The sequence below is a fragment of the Crystallibacter degradans genome (genome assembly GCF_012952295.1).
Classification (GTDB): Bacteria; Actinomycetota; Actinomycetes; order Actinomycetales; family Micrococcaceae; genus Crystallibacter; species Crystallibacter degradans.
On record NZ_JABBCH010000021.1, the window covers coordinates 1 to 14,753 of the forward strand.

Below are 14,753 nucleotides of genomic sequence, written 5' to 3' on the forward strand. Positions count from 1 at the left end.
CGAATCATGAAAATATGTCGAGAATCGTTCCGGAGGAAAAACCAGCCAGATCGCCCAATGTCCGCGCGGAATAAGGAGTCAGCGCTCTCAATACGAACTGACGGGATTCGAGATAGCGACCGTCCACTGCGCACAACAGGCCACCAACCAAAGCGCCGATGAGCCGGCAGGCGAGGCCGCAGGTGTGCATCCGGTGGACCTGCTGCCGATCAGCCCGCGCTCATACGCGGACGAAGACGCCTGGTTCGGGAAAATCGCCAACCCCGAGGGCCGGGGCAAACCGGCCTCGCGGGAGGGCGGGCACGCGCCGGCAGAAGAGCCGGTGTTTAAAGGACTGGCACTGCCGCCGGGCATGCTGACCGGAAACGTGCAAACCGCCGGCCCGACAACCCCGGCACCGGTCGGGAACGTGGACTGAACCTCTTCCCAGGAAGGGTGAAAGTAAGGCTCTGGCCGCGCGGAACATCGTTGGGGGGAATGTGTCCGTGCGGCCAGAGCCAACAAGAAGCTCCGGGGCCGGATAAAACCAGTTTGGGGGAAACCATCATCAACAGCCCCGGAACCATCAAGGAGGATACATGAGTAAGGGGAAACCTTCATCTTTCACCCCGTACTTCACTGAGGACGACGCCGGACAGGTCCGCGCGGCCTTCCTCGCGGCGGGCCACTGGGAAGGCTACGCCTCCATTTCGGAACTCATCGAAGCAGCCACCCTGCGCGAAGTCCGCCGGTTGGCACGTAAATACAATCACAACAGGACATGGGAACCTGCCCCGCCCGGAACCCTGCGGCCAGGACAACGAACACGGGAAGAACAACGATGACCGACACCCCCGCCCAACGCAGATTCCTCAAACTCGACGACGTGATGGACATCCTCAACATCTCCCGAGCCCAGACCTACGCCCTGGTCCGCTCCGGAGACCTCGAAGGAATCCAGATCGGGGGCCGGAACATCTGGCGGGTCGAGGAAACAAAACTCCAGGAATTCATCGACGAGTCCTACCGCAAGACCGCCCAAGCCATCGCCAAGGGCGAGATCGACGACGAACCGGCAGAAGACTGACCCACCACCAGGCCCCACGCAAGAAGACCAGCAATCAGGGTGATCAGTAGCGAAGCCGTCAGCCCTCGGCCGGCCACCGGCTTTAGGCCGCTGTCCAACTTGGGGGCCGCCCCCACTCGGCGGCAAGGGACAGCAAGCCTCTGCGCTTGTCGCCAAGTAGTAGTAGGATTAGTACTACTACTACTACTACTATGTTGCGAGGAAGGCTCTCCGAATGGCCGAGACGTCCGTGAAGGACCGCGTGTACGCCGCCGCGGAGCAGATCAGCGGCGAACGCAATCCCACCGTGTCCAGCGTCCGGCAGGCCGCCGGGGTCTCCAGCGCCGACGCCACCAGGTTCCTGAAGGAATGGCGGGAGGAGAAAGCCGCGGCCGGTACGCAGATCGCCGCGACGCCGCAGGCTGTCCTGGAACACGCCGCCCGGCTGGCGGGCACGGTCTGGGCCGAAGCCGCCAAACTGGCCGATGAACGCCATGCCGGCCTTGAGGCCCAATGGTCACGCGAACGCCAGGAAAAAGACCACGAACTCGCCGAGCTCGGCGCCGACCTCGACCGGACCGCCGCCGAAAAAGACGCCGTCACCGCCGACCTCACCGCCCAGCTCCAAGCCGCTGCGGCACAGCTGGAAAGTGCCGAAAAGAACGCCGCAGACGCGCTCAAAGCCGCGGACGCCGCACGCGCCGAAGCCATCCGCCTGAACATCGACCTCTCCGCGGCCGAAGCGCGGGCAGAGACCCTCCAGCAGGCCCTCGACGCACTGCTCCAACGCGTCACCCCCGAAGCACAGCAACCACAGGCCGGCGACACAAAGGACTGAAACAGGCAACCCACCCAGGGAGGGCGACTCCGCCGCCCCCATGCCAGCCAAAACCCGATCCAGGGACGGCGCCTCGTCGGGGGTGGGTCGAACCCGTTCGGGTGAAGACGTCCCGGGGGACCGGAGCCCCCCATGCAGCGCCTATCAAAATCCGGCCTACCCTAAAACGTCAGGAGGTCTTGACTTGTGTTTGCTTTGTCACGTTGACTTGACGCATGACAAACGCGGACACGCACAATCTCCCGCCCGATCTTCGTGAATACATCAAAACTTGGGATGCATACGGGGCGCGGCACATGTGGAACCGGGTGCTCGAGCTGGGCGGTGACGCGGCGGTGGCGCGGGCAGCGCTCGAAGAACTTCCCGAGGTCGACGCACTTGAAGCACTTGCCGCGAACGCGGCAGCCGTTAACCTCCTCGTTGGCCGGCGCTGGTACATCATGCAGGAGGCGCGGGAAGCCGGCGCGACGTGGGAAGCGATCGGGAAGGCGCTGGGGATCACCAAACAGGGCGCCCAGGACTACTATCGCCGCCAGATCGAGAACCAGGAAAAGTACGTCGCGGACCTCCATGATGCCGCCCGGGCGCGAGCCGCACTCGACGGGAACGACGACCCTCAGTAGCGGACCTACCGTGCGCTGCCCGGTGACGCCCAGGATGAGCTGCGTTCCGACTGGAAGTACCGGACCGGGCCCACGTCGGAAAAGCTGAGGCTCCGGGTGAAGCGCGTACCGGCTATCTGCGCAAGCAGTAAAGCGCTGGATCGGGCAGCAGGCCAATAACCTGCGGGAGTAACCAGCTTCAAAAGCTTCCGGCCACAAAGAGCCAGGCCGGCGCACGATCCCTTTTGGCGAGGGGAAACAGGAAGGCCCGCACGCGGCGGGCCTTCCGCCTTGAACCTCTTAGCTCTTGGTTATCCGCGCCGGGTCTGCCCGCGGCCGGCCAGGACCGGCCGGCGTGTTCGGCCACCTCGAACCAGATCTTGTCCTCAAGAGTGAGCGCGTTGGCCCTGATGGCCTCAATAACTTCGATTGGCGTCGTCGTTGTCATGATGATGCGATTGATGACCACGGCAGATGCGGTCCGCTGTGCCAGGAACTCCAGCTGCTCTACCGTGACATCCCGGCGTTCGGTGATCACGAGCTGAACCTGTTCGTGCAGCCCGGGCTGGTTCAGGATCGCAGCCAGCACCGCGGGGTCCACAATCGGCCGGGTGATCACGGCGATCTGGGCGCGCCAGTCTCCCTCCAAAGCGCGTTGCTCGCTTCGGGCGGCGTCGTAGAAACCCCACCGGTTGTCACTCATCGCAGACCCGCGTCAGGTGCCAGCCTTCCCAACCGGGATGCTTCCGCAACCTGGCTTCGTCCAGGGGATCTATAGCGGCGGTATGCCAGGAACGCGCGGTAAGTTGCTTGATCACTGATGGCGCCCGCACATCAGAACGACTCTCCCGGAGGGGCAGGACTCGCCGGGCACTTTCTGTGGACGGTTTATCCACTGTCCGGCGAGCCTTTGCACCTATACGAGGGCGGTCGGTGTGGACACTCTGTGGAGGGGTGGTTTAGTGCGGGAAAGCGCAGGGCGGGCCTTTGTGCTGGCGGGCCTAGGATTGTTCCTCCCTAATGAGAGGAGCCGCCCGTGTCCCTGGACCAGGACCGCCGCAATAATTCGTACCGGCTGCAGGTCGCCGGTGTATGGATCGGCGGTGCGGGACTTGTCGTTGCCCTGTTCCGGGCCGTCTTCGACCTTTGGAACGCCGCTGGGCGTTGACGGAGGATGCCGTTTTTTGGAAAACTCCAGACGCAAGCGCTACATCGTTGTCTTGAGCAAATCTTGAGATAATCCTGCGGCAGTCTTGAGCTGGTTCGGTCACGCTTGGAGCAGCAGATGGCGAGAGTTGAAGCCGGAGTCCAGCTACTGGGGAGTGCACGGACTGTCAGCGGCCGGCTCGTCTCGGCTCATCGGGTGCGGGGCACGGGCAGGACTTTGGGGAGGCCTGCCGGCCCCGGCACTCGGATTCAAGCTGTGGGCACCGACCACACGTGACCTGTACGGACTCATTGCAAGCGGAACCACCTGAACCCGATCCTGCAGAGCGTTCTGAGCTCGAGTGAGAGCTGACCAACAGCGTCATCTGTGCAGTTATTGGTTTTCTAGCCATGACATAGATGCGCAGTTTGTGGACGTAACGTCGGACCGAACGCTGGCTCTTCCGTATCCAGCAGCGAGGGTTTGAACATTGCCGCAGTCGGGATCTGGTGGAACGTTGCCGGAAACTTCCTCCAAGGGCAGCTTGCTGTTTATGTTCGGCCGCAGATTTGAAGCTGCAATCAGTTGGTTGGTTTCCCTGTTCGGGGCTGGTTAGCGGAGGGGGCGTGATGGTGCTGGATGTTGCGGTTTTGTGGCTGTATACCACTGGGTGAAGAAGGCGATGATCAGGGCGATCTCGATTAGATCGCCCCCGTAGTACATCAGTAGTCCGCTCCTCTCTGCGTCCAAGGGCGACGTTCCCGGTGGAGGGTGAATGTAGATGTACTTGGCAAGGATCGAATGAGCGGCGACCACGAGAATGAGCACAGTCATTCGGAGCCGGAAACTTGCCCGGTGCGGTGCGGGGTCGATACTGACGATCGAAACAGTGAAGAGATATCCAGCTGCAAAGAAGTGGGCCAAAAGCAGGTAATGCAGTATTGGGTTGGCAAGCATTGCCTGGCTGAGCGGGGTGGTGTAGAGCACCCACAGCGAGCCGACGTTAAGGGCCGCAGCCGGGATCGGATGGGTCAGGAACCGGGCCAGACGGCTGTTGAGGAGATGCGACAGGCGGCGGGCGGACTCGACATGGATGGTGCGAAGAGCCAGGGTGATGGGGGCGGAGAGCGCGAGAAGCAGCGGGGCGAGCATTCCGGCCAGCAGGTGGGCGGCCATGTGTGCGGCAAAATCGGTGTGGGCGCGTTCTGCGAGGTGCCCGGCGAGCGTTGCCGCGATCACTGCCAGTCCGAGCAGCCAAAGAAGGCTGCGGTGGGCCGGCCAGGTCCTGTTGCCGCGGCGGTTCTCGGATAAAGCAGCCCCGAGGTACAACAAGGCCGCAAGGCCGAGCGGGATGAGCAACAACATACCCGGATCGAGAGTAATTTGTCCGTGTCCCTTGTGCCCGTCCATGCCCTAGCCACCCGTGCGGTGGCGGCGGAGCGCTACCGCCGTCAGCAATATGCCTGCGGTGAGAAGGGCTAGACCGAAGGCGTTCCAAGCGAGGTCGTAGGGGAGAATCTCAACGTCGTAGCGCACTTGGTGCAGGCGCAGGACCTTGTGATCGATGATGCCGTCCCAAAGTTGGAATGCCCCCAGGCCGATGAAGAATCCGGCCCATGCCGTAATGGGGGAGAACGAGTTCCGGCGCCGTGCGTCTGCCAGCAGGAAGAAGCCTGCAACGAGAGCGACGAGTTCAGCGGCGTGCAGCAGGCCGTCGGAGAGCAGGCCTATCTGCAGCGTGGCGTTGTCATAGAAGTGATGCCAGGCGAGTACTTGATGAAACACGATTTCATCGACCCCGGCCATCACCGCGAGACCAATGAGAAACGTTGACCAGTATGACTTGTTGCGCAATACCGACGCTCGGTCGGTGCCCGAGGTGGGCGGTGTCATTGTGTTCTCCCCTTTCATTTCCCCGGAACAGGTGTGCCGTTACCAGCGGTTACGGTCCCTCCGCGGGGGTTTGTTCGGCTAACGCCTATCGGGAGAGGGTCTTCAAGGCCGCTGTCAGCCGGCTGTCCGCGTCGTCGGCCACCTCGCGGACGGCCTCGCTGTCGGCAAGCTGGACCATGGTTTGGGGGTCGACGGTTTCCACCGTGGTCTCCGAGGCGTCGGGGGCGCGGCGGACGACGACGTTGCACGGCAGCAGCGCGCCGAGCTGGGGCTCGGCGGTAATGCCGCGCTGGGCAAGTTGGGGGTTGCAAGCGCCCAGGATGATGTAGTCACCGATCTGATCGCCGGCGTCCTGACCGAGCTTCTGGGTGAAGGTGGCACGGACGTCGATTTCGGTGAGGACGCCGAAGCCTTGGCCGGCCAGGGCTTCACGGGTGCGGGCGACGGCGTCGTCCCAGGCGAGCGGGACCGTGATGGAGTGTGTGTAGGCCATGTTGTTCCTTCCGGTTGAGGCTCAGTGCCGGTTATCTGCCAGGTTAAGTCCGGCTTTCTCCGCATCGTTGAACTTGGCGTCAATGTGGACGACGTCGTGGCCGGCGCGCTGCAGCAGGCTCGCCGCGACGGACGCGCGGTAGCCCGAGCCGCAGTGCACCCACAGCCGTCCGGCGGGCACTTCCCCCATACGCCGGAGCAGTTCGTGGAGCGGGATGTTGACCGCTCCTTCGATGCGGGAGTCCTCGAATTCGTCGGTGCGGCGGACGTCGAGGATGGTGTCCTGGGCAGGTTTGTGCAGTACTTCGTCCCATACGACGCTGTCGTAAGAGGAGGTGGCTGCCGTCGGTGCCAGGTCGGCCGGTCCGGTGCCGATGGCAGCGTCGGGGTTGTCGATGCCGATGCGCGAGAGGTCCCGGATGGCGTTTTCGACGTCCTGGCGTTCTCCAACGAGGGTCAGCTGTTCGTCCCAGGGCAGGACCCATCCGAGGAAGGCGGTGAATTTCGTGCCGTCGCCGTACTCGAAGCTGACGCTGCCGCTGAGGTGGTTGCTGGCAAAGGCGACCCGGTTCCGCAGGTCCACGACCCACTCGCCCTGCTGCAGCCGGGAGCCTAGTTCGTCCGGGTCCAGGGAGGCGGGCACGTCCAGGTTCGGCGGGGTGGGGCCGGCCATGTTGATTGGCGCCATGTGGGCGTAGTAGGAGGGGTACGCGGTGAGGTTGTCGATGAGCTCGCGGACGAAGTGGTCTTCATCCTCATCGGTCAGGGCGTGGTTGTCCCGCAACTGCTCGCCGATGGTGGAGGAGTCCGCACCGCTGGCCGGACCTGAGGAGCAGAACGACCCGAAGCCGTGCGTGGGGTAGAGTCCCGCGTCTTCTTTTGTTTCGTGGACGAGCCGCCGCACCGAGGCGTACTGGTGGCGGGTGAGCGGGACGGTGTCCTCTTCGCTGACCAGGTCGGTGCGGCCTACCGAGCCGTAGAGCAGGCTGCCGCCGGAGAACACCGCCTGCCGGTCGCCGTGCGTGACGATGTAGGACAGGTGGTGGTGGGTGTGCCCGGGGGTGGCGACAGCTTTGAGGGTCAGCTTCCCGACCTGGACCGTTTCCCCGTCCGAGATCGGCTGGTGGCTGTAGGGGACGTCGTCGGCCGCGTTGACCAGGTACACCGCGTCGTGGTCCTTGGACAGCTGCAGCCCGCCGGTGACGTAGTCATTGTGGATGTGGGTCTCGGCGACGTGGGTGATCCTCACACCGGCGTCCGCGACGGCTTTCTCCACCCGGTCGGTGTCCCGCTGCGGGTCGATGACCACACCGGCCACGCCGTCGTGGACCAGATAGGTGCGGTCGCCGAGCTGGGGGGTTTCGATCGTGATGACTTCCATGGCCGGATTCCTCCTTGATGGCGGTTGATCTGATTCCCACGTTACCGCCCCGGACTCCCGCCCGGTACCCCCAGGGGTGTCTTCACCGGGGGGCGGCCCCTGGCTGTGCAGGAGGCCGGCCGCAGGAGCAGGACAGCGCCGGCTTCGGCGAGAAGCGGGTCAGGCCGGTGATCCCGAGGGCGTCCGACGAGTTGACGTAGAAAGACAGTCATCACCGCGCTAAGCCGTCAGATGCGCCGCTGATTGGTTTTTGCCCGGAATCCACGATGTCTGCGTGCGCGGGGGTCAGCGCTGCGCTGCGGTCAGGCGCAGCAGGGCGACGGCTGCGGCGGTGATGAGCAGTGCTGCCATGGCGCTGAGGCCTGGGTATCCGATGGCGCCCATGGCGGGTCCGGCTGCTGCGCTGCCGGCGGCGCCGGCCAGGGACATGGTGGCGTCGGAGAAGCCTTGGGCGGGTACGCGCTGGACGGGGGTCAGGGAGGAGACCAGCAGGGTGGAGCCGGCGACGGTGACCGCGGACCAGCCCAGTCCGAGCAGGATCAGCCCGGCGGTGACGGCGGTCATGTTCGAAGGCAGCAGCCCGGTCAGCGCCACCGCGGTGATCAGTGTTCCCATTCCGGCCAGGACGGTTGTTGCGGCGCCGGTGCGGTCGGTGAGCCAGCCCATGAGCGGGGAGAGGGCGTACATGCCGGCGATGTGCAGGGAGATGGTGAAGCCGATCAGTGCGACGGTGTCCGGGTGCGCGGCGGGTTCCCCGGCGTGGTGCTGCATATGCAGCGGGGTCATTGACATCACCGCGACCATGACCGCGTGGGCGGCCAGCACGGCCGTTACCGCGGCCCGCGCGGTGGGATGTTCGCGGATGACCTGCCAGCCGGCGCGCCAGGGGCTGCGGTCGCGGGCGGCAGGCCGGGGGTCGTGTCCGTCGAGGGCGCGGCGGGTCAGCAGCGGGTCCGGGCGCAGGAAGAGGCCGATGATGGCGGCCCCGATGAGCATCCCTGCCGCTGAGATCAGGAACGGTCCGGCCTGGGCCGGGATGCCCAGCCACCGTGCCAGCACGGCGCCGGGGCCGACCATGTTCGGTCCCGCGACCGCGCCGATCGTGATGGCCCAGACCACCAGGGACAGGTCCCGTCCGCGGCGGGCCGGCTCGGCCAGGTCCGTGACCGCGAAGCGGGCCTGCAGGTTTACCGCGGAGGCCAGCCCCACCAGGAACGCCCCGGCGAGCAGCACGGGGAACAGCCCGGTGATGACGGCAGCGACCATTGCCGCGGTGCCGGCAATGGCCGCGGCCAGTCCGGCGGCCAGCGCGATGCGCCGCCCACGGGCCAGGGCCAGTTGGGACAGCGGGATCGCCGTGGCAGCGGTGCCAAGGGTCAGGGCAGTGTTCACGGACCCGGCCCAGGCCTCGGAGCCGGAGAGGTCCACGGCCAGGATCGAGCCCAGGGCAAGGGTGGAGCCCGTGCCCAGCCCGGAGAAGATCTGGGCGCTCGACAGCGTCCACACGATGCGGCGCTGGGCGGACCGGGCAGTTGACGTTGCAGCGTTGTTCACGGTCGGGGCCTTCCGGAGGCGAGGGCGGACGGCGGCTGCCGCACGGATCGAGCCGGCCGCAGGGGCCGGGGGCAGGCGGTGCTTTAGGCCCGATGCCCGGCCCGGTGGGCGGTCCCGGTCGAAAGTTGGGTCATGTCCAGGTTTCGGACGGCCGTGATGACCCCGTCGAGGCCGGCTGCCGGCAGTGCTCCGGGCTCGGAGAAAACGAGCACTCCGTCGCGGAAGGCCATCAGCGTGGGGATCGAGCTGATGCCGGCCGCGGCAGCCAGGGCCTGCTCGGCTTCGGTGTCGACCTTGGCGAAGACGATGTCGGGGTGCTTTCGCGAGGCGGCCTCATAGACGGGTGCGAACATCCGGCAGGGGCCGCACCAGCCGGCCCAGAAGTCGACCAGGACGATGTCGTTCTCCTGGATGATCGGGGCGAAGTCGTGTTCGGTGATGTCGATGGTGGTCATGGATTTCTCCGTTTGATGGGTTGACGGGATGGGCAGGGGTCAGCGGGCTTGGGCCGGCTCGGCCGGGGTGATGGTTTTGCGCAACGGGCACCCGGGGATGGCGTAGCGGCAGGTGAGGGCCCCTGCGGCCAGAACGGCTGCGGTGGCGGCGAGGATGAGGTTGGCCGGTTCGGGGAGTTCCTGGACGAGGACGAAGACGCCCATGGCCAGGACGAAGATGCCGAAGCCTTTGCGCAGGGCGGCTTCGGGGATGCGGCCGGTAAGGCGCGCGCCGATGACGGAGCCGGCGATCGCGGCTGCGGTGACGGCGGCGACGAGGCCCCAGTCGAGGCTGACGGTGGTGAGGTAGCCGCCGAGCCCGGCGAAGGACTTCATCGCGATGACGACCAGGGAGGTGCCGACGGCGACGGGCATGGCGAGGCCGCCGAGGAGGGCGAGGGCGGGGACGACGAGGAAGCCGCCGCCGGCGCCGACGAGCCCGGTGACCAGACCCACGACGAGGCCTTCGAGGATGACTTTGAGGACGGGCAGTTCGTTGTTGTGGGTGGTAGCGGTTTTGTTTTTGCGGCCGCGGATCATGGCCAGGGAGGTGGCGACCATCATGAGGGCGAAGGCGATCATGAGGATGGTGCCGGGGATGTGCCCGCCGAGCAGGCCGCCGGCGAAGGCTCCGGCCATGCCTGCGGCGCCGAAGACCAGGCCGGTGCGCCATTTGACCCGTCCGTTGCGGGCGTGGGTGATGGCGCTGACGGCCGAGGTCGCACCGACGACGAACAGGGAGGCGGCGATGGCTTCCTTGGGGTCGAGGCCGGCGACGTAGGTGAGGATGGGGACGGTGAGGATCGAGCCTCCGCCGCCGAGCAGGCCGAGGGAGAGTCCGATGACGACGGAGAGCAGCAGGGTGGCCGTGAGGGCGAGGCTCATGTGATCTGTCCTTCTCTAAGTATGTGGCCGGCAGGGCGGTCAGCGGACGGGCAGGCCCGCGGCCTGCCAGGCGGTCATGCCGCCGGTCATGGTGTCGGCCGTGTAGCCGGCGGCGTTGAGGGCGTCGGCGACGCGGGCGCTGCGGTTGCCGCTGCGGCAGACCACGATGACGGGGCGGGCGCGGTCGAGTTCGGACAGGCGGGCGTTGAGCTCGCCCATGGGGATGTGCAGGGCCTCGGGGATCATGCCCTCGGCGGTTTCGAAGTCTTCGCGGACGTCGAGGATCTGGTCGCGGCTGCGGCGGTCGTTGGTGTCCTGGATGGTGGTCTCGGCCATGGCGGGCTCCTTCGAAGGTGTCGGATGGGGTGGTTCCCGCCCGGGTGGGGGAGACCCGGGCGGGAACCGGTCTGGGGGAGGGGTGGGTCAGGCGGAAGCGGGCAGTTGCCGGATGGCGCTGTCGGCGGTGGGCTCGGCTGCTGTCTTGTTCCACGGCATCCTGGCCAGGGCCTTGCCCATGGCGCAGGTGTTCGTCGCCGCGGAGAAGGTCAGGCCGGTGCCGATGGCGCCGGCGAGCAGGCGCAGCTTCGGGGAGATGAATTTGCCGGCCAGCAGGCCGCCGACCACCAGGGTGCCGGCTGCCATGCGGACCTGGCGTTCGAGGTCCCAGCGCTGGGCGCCGCGGACAACGTCGCCGCCGGCGGCCGCGAAGCCGGGTACGCCGCCGGTCAGCACGCGGGCCGAATCAATGCCGGCGGTGCCCAGCCGCTGGCGGGCCTGTTCGGCGCGGACACCGGACTGGCAGACCAGGACCACCCGGGCGCCGAGGCGTTCGGCCAGTTCGTCGGTGTGCTCGGAAAGCAGCGGCAGCGGCACGTTGTAGGAGCCGCGGATGTGCATGGTCTCGAACTCGGCGGCGGAACGGACGTCGAGGACGATCAGGTCCTCGTGCCGGTCCATCCAGTCGCGCAGGGTCTGCGCGTCGAGGGCGGTCACGGTGGAAGTCTCGGAAGCCAAGAGGGGGTTCCTTTCAAGGGAAGCGGATGTTTCGCTACAAGTCTGCCACATACCCCGTGGGGTATGCAAAACACCCATGGGGGTATAGAATGGAGGGAGACTTCCACCCCCTTTGCCAAGGAGAACATCATGCAGCTCGACAGCACCGAACTCACCCCGGTCATCAACCGGCTCAAACGCGCCCAAGGCCAGCTGGCCGCGGTGACGCGCATGCTGGAGGAAGGCCGTGACTGCAAGGACGTGGTCACCCAGCTCGCCGCCGTGTCCAAGGCACTGGACCGGGCCGGGTTCGCGATTATTTCCACCGGCCTGGAGCAGTGCCTCGCCAAGCAGGACAACTCCATGGACAAGAAGGAACTCGAAAAGCTCTTCCTCTCCCTCGCCTGAGCCGGCGTCCACCAGGCCGGACAAGGGCGGCCCCGCGCGTTGGTGAACTGAACTGCTCGCGGGGCCGCTTTTTTGCGTGCGCGGGCGTCCGTGGTGTTGGTGTGCCGGGTCTACCCGGTGCGGGGCGGAAGCGTCTCGTACATCCTGGCTGCCACCACTACCGCGGTGGCCGCGCTGAGGACCGCTGCTGCCCAGACTGCGGCGTGCAGCCCCAGCAGGTCAGCGGTGATTCCGCCCAGGACGGCGCCGAAGGCGTAGCCGAGGTCGCGCCAGACCCGGTAGATCCCGACCGCCCGGCCGCGCCACGCCGGGTGGGCGACGTCGCCGACCACGGCGAGCAGCGTCGGGTAGACCATCGCCGTGCCGGCGCCCAGCAGTACCGTTCCCGCGGCCCAGCCGGCGAAGCCGTCGGAGGCGGCGATGACGGCGATGACGGCGAGGGCGGCGGCCTGCAGTGCCATGCCCGCGGTGATCAGGTGCTTCCGCCCGATCCGGTCCGACAGTGCGCCGGTGACCAGCTGGCCCGCTCCCCAGACGCCGGGGTAGAGCGCGAACAGCAGTCCGATCTGCGCCGCCGGCAGGCCGGCGGTGGCGAAAAGCAGCGGGAACAGGCCCCAGGACAGGCCGAAGTTCAGGTTGTTGACCAGCCCGGCCAGGCTGGCCGAGGACAGTGCCGGTTCACGCAGGCTGGCCTGGGCCAGGATCTGCCGGCCGGTCAGGTCCTGATGCAGGTGGTCGTGGATCCCGTCCCGGCGCGGAACGTGGGTCCCTGATTCCAGGCGTGCGTGGCCGCGTGTTTCCCGCACGAAGAGCCCGGAGAGCAGCAGCGCCAGCGCCGTGTAGGAGAGTCCGAGCAGGAACGGGGCCGGGCGCAGGCCGTACTGCCCGGCCAGGTAGCCGGCCAGCAGGGAGGACACGGCGACGGCGCCGTAACCGGCCGCCTCGTTCAGTCCCATGGCCAAGCCTCGCTGCCGCGGTCCCACGAGGTCGATTTTCATCACCACGGTGGTGGACCAGGTCAGGCCCTGGTTGATGCCCAGCAGCACGTTGGCGGCAATGACCCAGCCCCAGTCCGGGGCGAAGATCAGCATCAGCGGCACCGGCACCGCGAAGAACCAGCCGCCCAGCAGCACCGGTTTGCGCCCGTAGCGGTCCGAGAGCATGCCGGCGAAGTAGTTGGCCGCGGCCTTCGTGACCCCGAAGGCGGCCACGTAGGTGAAGATGAAAGTGAACCCGGTCAGGCCGAATTCTTCGGTGGCCAGCAGCGGCAGGACGGTCTGTTGCTGGCCCACCATGCCGCCGACCAGTGCGTTCACGGCCACCAGCAGGCTGAACTGGGCCGCGTTGGCCCGCAGGCCAAGGGCAGGCGGAATGTTCCTGGCATGTTTGGTCATGGATGCCTCAATAGCGTGGAGTGATCATAACGCCGAAACGGGCCCGCACTCTCTCGTGCGGACCCGTCCGGATTGGGCGTGCAGCGGTTAGCGGGCCGGGGCGCTCTCCCGGGAGTTCTGCCAGTTCTCCCAGCCGGCGTAGCTGCCGTCGAGTTCGACGACGTTGTAGCCCGCGCGGCGCAGGGTGCTGGCGGCGACGGAGTTGCGGACCCCGCTCTGGCAGTACGTCACGATGGGGCCGTCGGCCGGAAGCCGGTCCAGGTTCCAGAGCACCCGGCCGGCGCTGAGCTGCCCGGAACCGGGGATGTGCCCGGCCGTGTGTTCGGTCTTGTTCCGCACGTCCAGCACCAGGGCGGCGTCGAAGCCGTCGAGTTCCTCTGGCTGAATCAGGGCCGGAACCGTGATCGGCAGCCCGTCCAGGTCCGGGGTATAGCCGGCGACATTGTCAATCCCGACCCGGATCAGGTGGTCCCACATGATGCGGGCCTGTTCCTGATTCGGCGCGAGCAGGACCAGCGGGCGGTCGTCCGTCTCCGGGTCGTAGGCCCAGGCGCCGAAACTGGCGGCCTTGTTCCCGGCCGGGATATTCAGGGCGCCGGCCACGGTTCCTTCGTGGACCTGCCCGTTGGGGCGGGTATCGACAAAGGTTACCTTGCCGGCGGCCAGGTCCGCGGCGACGGCCTGGTTGTCCAGCTCGGGCAGGGGTGCGCGTTCGCCCAGCACCTCCGGGCCGAGGCGGTTCTGGCGCTTCATCCGGCCGAAGTAGGCGTGCGCGTCGGGCTGGCCGTCGAGCAGTTCATCGATGAAGCCCTGCTCGTCGTTCGCTTCCAGGTATTTGCCCCACCAGGCGTACAGCCGCTCATAGCCGACGGTGGTGGACGGGATGGCGCCCAGGGCCTTGCCGCAGGCACTGCCGGAACCATGGCCCGGGTAGACCTGGACGTGGTCCGGCAGGGTCAGGAACTTGGTCCGCAGGCTGGCGAAGAGCTGCTTCGCGCCCTCGAAGCGGGTGTCGATGCCGCCGGCAGCCTCGTCCAGCAGGTCCGGGCGGCCCAGGTCGCCGGCGAAGACGAAGTCGCCGGAGAGCAGGTAGCCGGGCTGGTCGCTGAACGCCCCGTCGGTGACCAGGAACGAGAGGTGCTCGGGGGTGTGTCCGGGCGTGTGGAGGGCCTGGACGCTGATGTTGCCGATCGAGATCGTATCGCCGTCGTGCAGGCGCTCGGCGTCGAACCCGTACTGCCAGTCCGCCCCGCCCTCGCCGGAAACATGGATCCCGGCGCCGGTGGCCGCGGCCAGTTCCCGGGTGCCGGAGAGGTAGTCGGCATGGATATGGGTCTCGGTCACGGCCACGATCTTCATCCCGTTGGCCTTCGCCAGGTCGAGGTAAACGCCGATGTCGCGGCGGGCATCGACCACCACGGCCTCGCCCTTGCGCTGGCAGCCGATGAAGTAGCCGGCCTGGGCCAGGTCCTCGTCATAGATCCGCTCGAGCAGCATATCGTCTCCTTCTGATCGCTCTTAGTACCCCGGGGGGTATCCCTTCGAGTACAACGATAATACCTGTGGGGGTATGCGCGCAAGTCTCGTTCCGGTGCTGATATACCCGAGGGGGTATGTAGAATGGTGG

General features: G+C 66.7%; 19 protein-coding genes. 7 read left to right on the forward strand and 12 right to left on the reverse strand.

The window, feature by feature from the left end; genetic code table 11:
* The first annotated feature begins 193 nt into the window (after window positions 1-193).
* The 5 genes from HGO92_RS20575 to HGO92_RS20595 all read left to right on the forward strand — a co-directional run bounded on the left by HGO92_RS20575 (window position 194) and on the right by HGO92_RS20595 (window position 2,506).
* Complete coding sequence (locus HGO92_RS20575) at window positions 194-418, forward strand: hypothetical protein (RefSeq protein ID WP_169998186.1); 225 nt, start codon at window positions 194-196, stop codon at window positions 416-418.
* 160 nt (window positions 419-578) lie between these two features.
* On the forward strand, window positions 579-824 hold the full coding sequence (locus HGO92_RS20580) for a ParB family protein (RefSeq protein WP_169998187.1): 246 nt from the start codon (window positions 579-581) through the stop codon (window positions 822-824).
* Entirely contained in the window at window positions 821-1,066 is a 246-nt protein-coding gene (locus HGO92_RS20585) for a helix-turn-helix domain-containing protein (protein ID WP_169998189.1), read from the forward strand. Before HGO92_RS20580 ends, HGO92_RS20585 begins: the two co-directional genes overlap by 4 nt.
* 214 nt (window positions 1,067-1,280) lie before the next feature.
* A complete protein-coding gene (locus HGO92_RS20590; RefSeq protein WP_169998191.1) occupies window positions 1,281-1,883 on the forward strand; it encodes a DNA-binding protein in 603 nt (200 codons plus the stop codon).
* Window positions 1,884-2,098: 215 nt separating this feature from the next.
* The gene (locus HGO92_RS20595; protein WP_169998193.1) at window positions 2,099-2,506 is read left to right on the forward strand and encodes a hypothetical protein; all 408 of its coding nucleotides are present in this window, start codon (window positions 2,099-2,101) and stop codon (window positions 2,504-2,506) included.
* A 178-nt stretch (window positions 2,507-2,684) separates the two neighbouring features.
* On the opposite strand, the gene HGO92_RS20600 is transcribed toward HGO92_RS20595, so the two are convergent.
* Complete coding sequence (locus HGO92_RS20600; RefSeq protein ID WP_169998195.1) at window positions 2,685-3,188, reverse strand: hypothetical protein; 504 nt, start codon at window positions 3,186-3,188, stop codon at window positions 2,685-2,687.
* Between the two features lie 333 nt (window positions 3,189-3,521).
* On the opposite strand from HGO92_RS20600, the gene HGO92_RS24360 reads away from it, so the two are divergent.
* Window positions 3,522-3,653 carry a hypothetical protein gene (locus tag HGO92_RS24360; protein ID WP_277351939.1) on the forward strand — a complete coding sequence of 44 codons (132 nt, stop codon included), beginning with the start codon at window positions 3,522-3,524 and terminating at the stop codon, window positions 3,651-3,653.
* A gap of 591 nt (window positions 3,654-4,244) precedes the next feature.
* Here the strand turns inward: HGO92_RS24360 and HGO92_RS20605 are convergent.
* The 9 genes from HGO92_RS20605 to HGO92_RS20645 all read right to left on the reverse strand — a co-directional run bounded on the left by HGO92_RS20605 (window position 4,245) and on the right by HGO92_RS20645 (window position 11,288).
* Entirely contained in the window at window positions 4,245-5,042 is a 798-nt protein-coding gene (locus HGO92_RS20605; protein ID WP_205834851.1) for a cytochrome c oxidase assembly protein, read from the reverse strand.
* 3 nt (window positions 5,043-5,045) lie between these two features.
* A complete protein-coding gene (locus HGO92_RS20610; protein ID WP_169998197.1) occupies window positions 5,046-5,525 on the reverse strand; it encodes a DUF2243 domain-containing protein in 480 nt (159 codons plus the stop codon).
* 85 nt (window positions 5,526-5,610) lie between these two features.
* Window positions 5,611-6,018 carry a DUF302 domain-containing protein gene (locus HGO92_RS20615; RefSeq protein ID WP_169998199.1) on the reverse strand — a complete coding sequence of 136 codons (408 nt, stop codon included), beginning with the start codon at window positions 6,016-6,018 and terminating at the stop codon, window positions 5,611-5,613.
* A 21-nt stretch (window positions 6,019-6,039) separates the two neighbouring features.
* Window positions 6,040-7,398: an MBL fold metallo-hydrolase gene (locus HGO92_RS20620; RefSeq protein ID WP_169998201.1), complete on the reverse strand. Its 1,359-nt coding sequence runs from the start codon at window positions 7,396-7,398 to the stop codon at window positions 6,040-6,042.
* Window positions 7,399-7,683: 285 nt separating this feature from the next.
* Window positions 7,684-8,952 (reverse strand): MFS transporter, encoded by a 1,269-nt coding sequence (locus tag HGO92_RS20625; protein ID WP_169998203.1) that lies wholly within the window; start codon window positions 8,950-8,952, stop codon window positions 7,684-7,686.
* 83 nt (window positions 8,953-9,035) lie between these two features.
* Window positions 9,036-9,407 carry a thioredoxin gene (trxA, locus tag HGO92_RS20630; RefSeq protein ID WP_169998205.1) on the reverse strand — a complete coding sequence of 124 codons (372 nt, stop codon included), beginning with the start codon at window positions 9,405-9,407 and terminating at the stop codon, window positions 9,036-9,038.
* Window positions 9,408-9,446: 39 nt separating this feature from the next.
* Window positions 9,447-10,331: a sulfite exporter TauE/SafE family protein gene (locus HGO92_RS20635; RefSeq protein WP_169998207.1), complete on the reverse strand. Its 885-nt coding sequence runs from the start codon at window positions 10,329-10,331 to the stop codon at window positions 9,447-9,449.
* A gap of 39 nt (window positions 10,332-10,370) precedes the next feature.
* Window positions 10,371-10,667: a rhodanese-like domain-containing protein gene (locus HGO92_RS20640; RefSeq protein WP_169998209.1), complete on the reverse strand. Its 297-nt coding sequence runs from the start codon at window positions 10,665-10,667 to the stop codon at window positions 10,371-10,373.
* An 87-nt stretch (window positions 10,668-10,754) separates the two neighbouring features.
* Window positions 10,755-11,288 (reverse strand): rhodanese-like domain-containing protein, encoded by a 534-nt coding sequence (locus HGO92_RS20645; protein ID WP_240974832.1) that lies wholly within the window; start codon window positions 11,286-11,288, stop codon window positions 10,755-10,757.
* Window positions 11,289-11,474: 186 nt separating this feature from the next.
* Here HGO92_RS20645 and HGO92_RS20650 point away from each other — a divergent pair, with 186 nt between their 5' ends.
* On the forward strand, window positions 11,475-11,732 hold the full coding sequence (locus tag HGO92_RS20650; RefSeq protein WP_074700760.1) for a metal-sensitive transcriptional regulator: 258 nt from the start codon (window positions 11,475-11,477) through the stop codon (window positions 11,730-11,732).
* A gap of 110 nt (window positions 11,733-11,842) precedes the next feature.
* Here HGO92_RS20650 and HGO92_RS20655 read toward each other — a convergent pair whose 3' ends face one another.
* Window positions 11,843-13,126, reverse strand: coding sequence for an MFS transporter (locus HGO92_RS20655; protein WP_169998213.1), 1,284 nt, complete (start codon window positions 13,124-13,126; stop codon window positions 11,843-11,845).
* Between the two features lie 87 nt (window positions 13,127-13,213).
* A complete protein-coding gene (locus HGO92_RS20660) occupies window positions 13,214-14,623 on the reverse strand; it encodes an MBL fold metallo-hydrolase (RefSeq protein WP_169998215.1) in 1,410 nt (469 codons plus the stop codon).
* Window positions 14,624-14,753: the final 130 nt, after the last annotated feature.

Excerpts from the sequence above, each read along its gene's own strand:
- HGO92_RS20580 (WP_169998187.1), top strand. The coding sequence starts at position 579 with ATGAGTAAGGGGAAACCTTCATCTTTCACCCCGTACTTCACTGAGGAC.
- HGO92_RS20585 (WP_169998189.1), top strand. The coding sequence starts at position 821 with ATGACCGACACCCCCGCCCAACGCAGATTCCTCAAACTCGACGACGTG.
- HGO92_RS20590 (WP_169998191.1), top strand. The coding sequence starts at position 1,281 with ATGGCCGAGACGTCCGTGAAGGACCGCGTGTACGCCGCCGCGGAGCAG.
- HGO92_RS20595 (WP_169998193.1), top strand. The coding sequence starts at position 2,099 with ATGACAAACGCGGACACGCACAATCTCCCGCCCGATCTTCGTGAATAC.
- HGO92_RS20600 (WP_169998195.1), bottom strand. The coding sequence starts at position 3,188 with ATGAGTGACAACCGGTGGGGTTTCTACGACGCCGCCCGAAGCGAGCAA.
- HGO92_RS20605 (WP_205834851.1), bottom strand. The coding sequence starts at position 5,042 with ATGGACGGGCACAAGGGACACGGACAAATTACTCTCGATCCGGGTATG.
- HGO92_RS20610 (WP_169998197.1), bottom strand. The coding sequence starts at position 5,525 with ATGACACCGCCCACCTCGGGCACCGACCGAGCGTCGGTATTGCGCAAC.
- HGO92_RS20615 (WP_169998199.1), bottom strand. The coding sequence starts at position 6,018 with ATGGCCTACACACACTCCATCACGGTCCCGCTCGCCTGGGACGACGCC.
- HGO92_RS20620 (WP_169998201.1), bottom strand. The coding sequence starts at position 7,398 with ATGGAAGTCATCACGATCGAAACCCCCCAGCTCGGCGACCGCACCTAT.
- trxA (WP_169998205.1), bottom strand. The coding sequence starts at position 9,407 with ATGACCACCATCGACATCACCGAACACGACTTCGCCCCGATCATCCAG.
- HGO92_RS20635 (WP_169998207.1), bottom strand. The coding sequence starts at position 10,331 with ATGAGCCTCGCCCTCACGGCCACCCTGCTGCTCTCCGTCGTCATCGGA.
- HGO92_RS20640 (WP_169998209.1), bottom strand. The coding sequence starts at position 10,667 with ATGGCCGAGACCACCATCCAGGACACCAACGACCGCCGCAGCCGCGAC.
- HGO92_RS20645 (WP_240974832.1), bottom strand. The coding sequence starts at position 11,288 with ATGGACCGGCACGAGGACCTGATCGTCCTCGACGTCCGTTCCGCCGCC.
- HGO92_RS20650 (WP_074700760.1), top strand. The coding sequence starts at position 11,475 with ATGCAGCTCGACAGCACCGAACTCACCCCGGTCATCAACCGGCTCAAA.
- HGO92_RS20655 (WP_169998213.1), bottom strand. The coding sequence starts at position 13,126 with ATGACCAAACATGCCAGGAACATTCCGCCTGCCCTTGGCCTGCGGGCC.
- HGO92_RS20660 (WP_169998215.1), bottom strand. The coding sequence starts at position 14,623 with ATGCTGCTCGAGCGGATCTATGACGAGGACCTGGCCCAGGCCGGCTAC.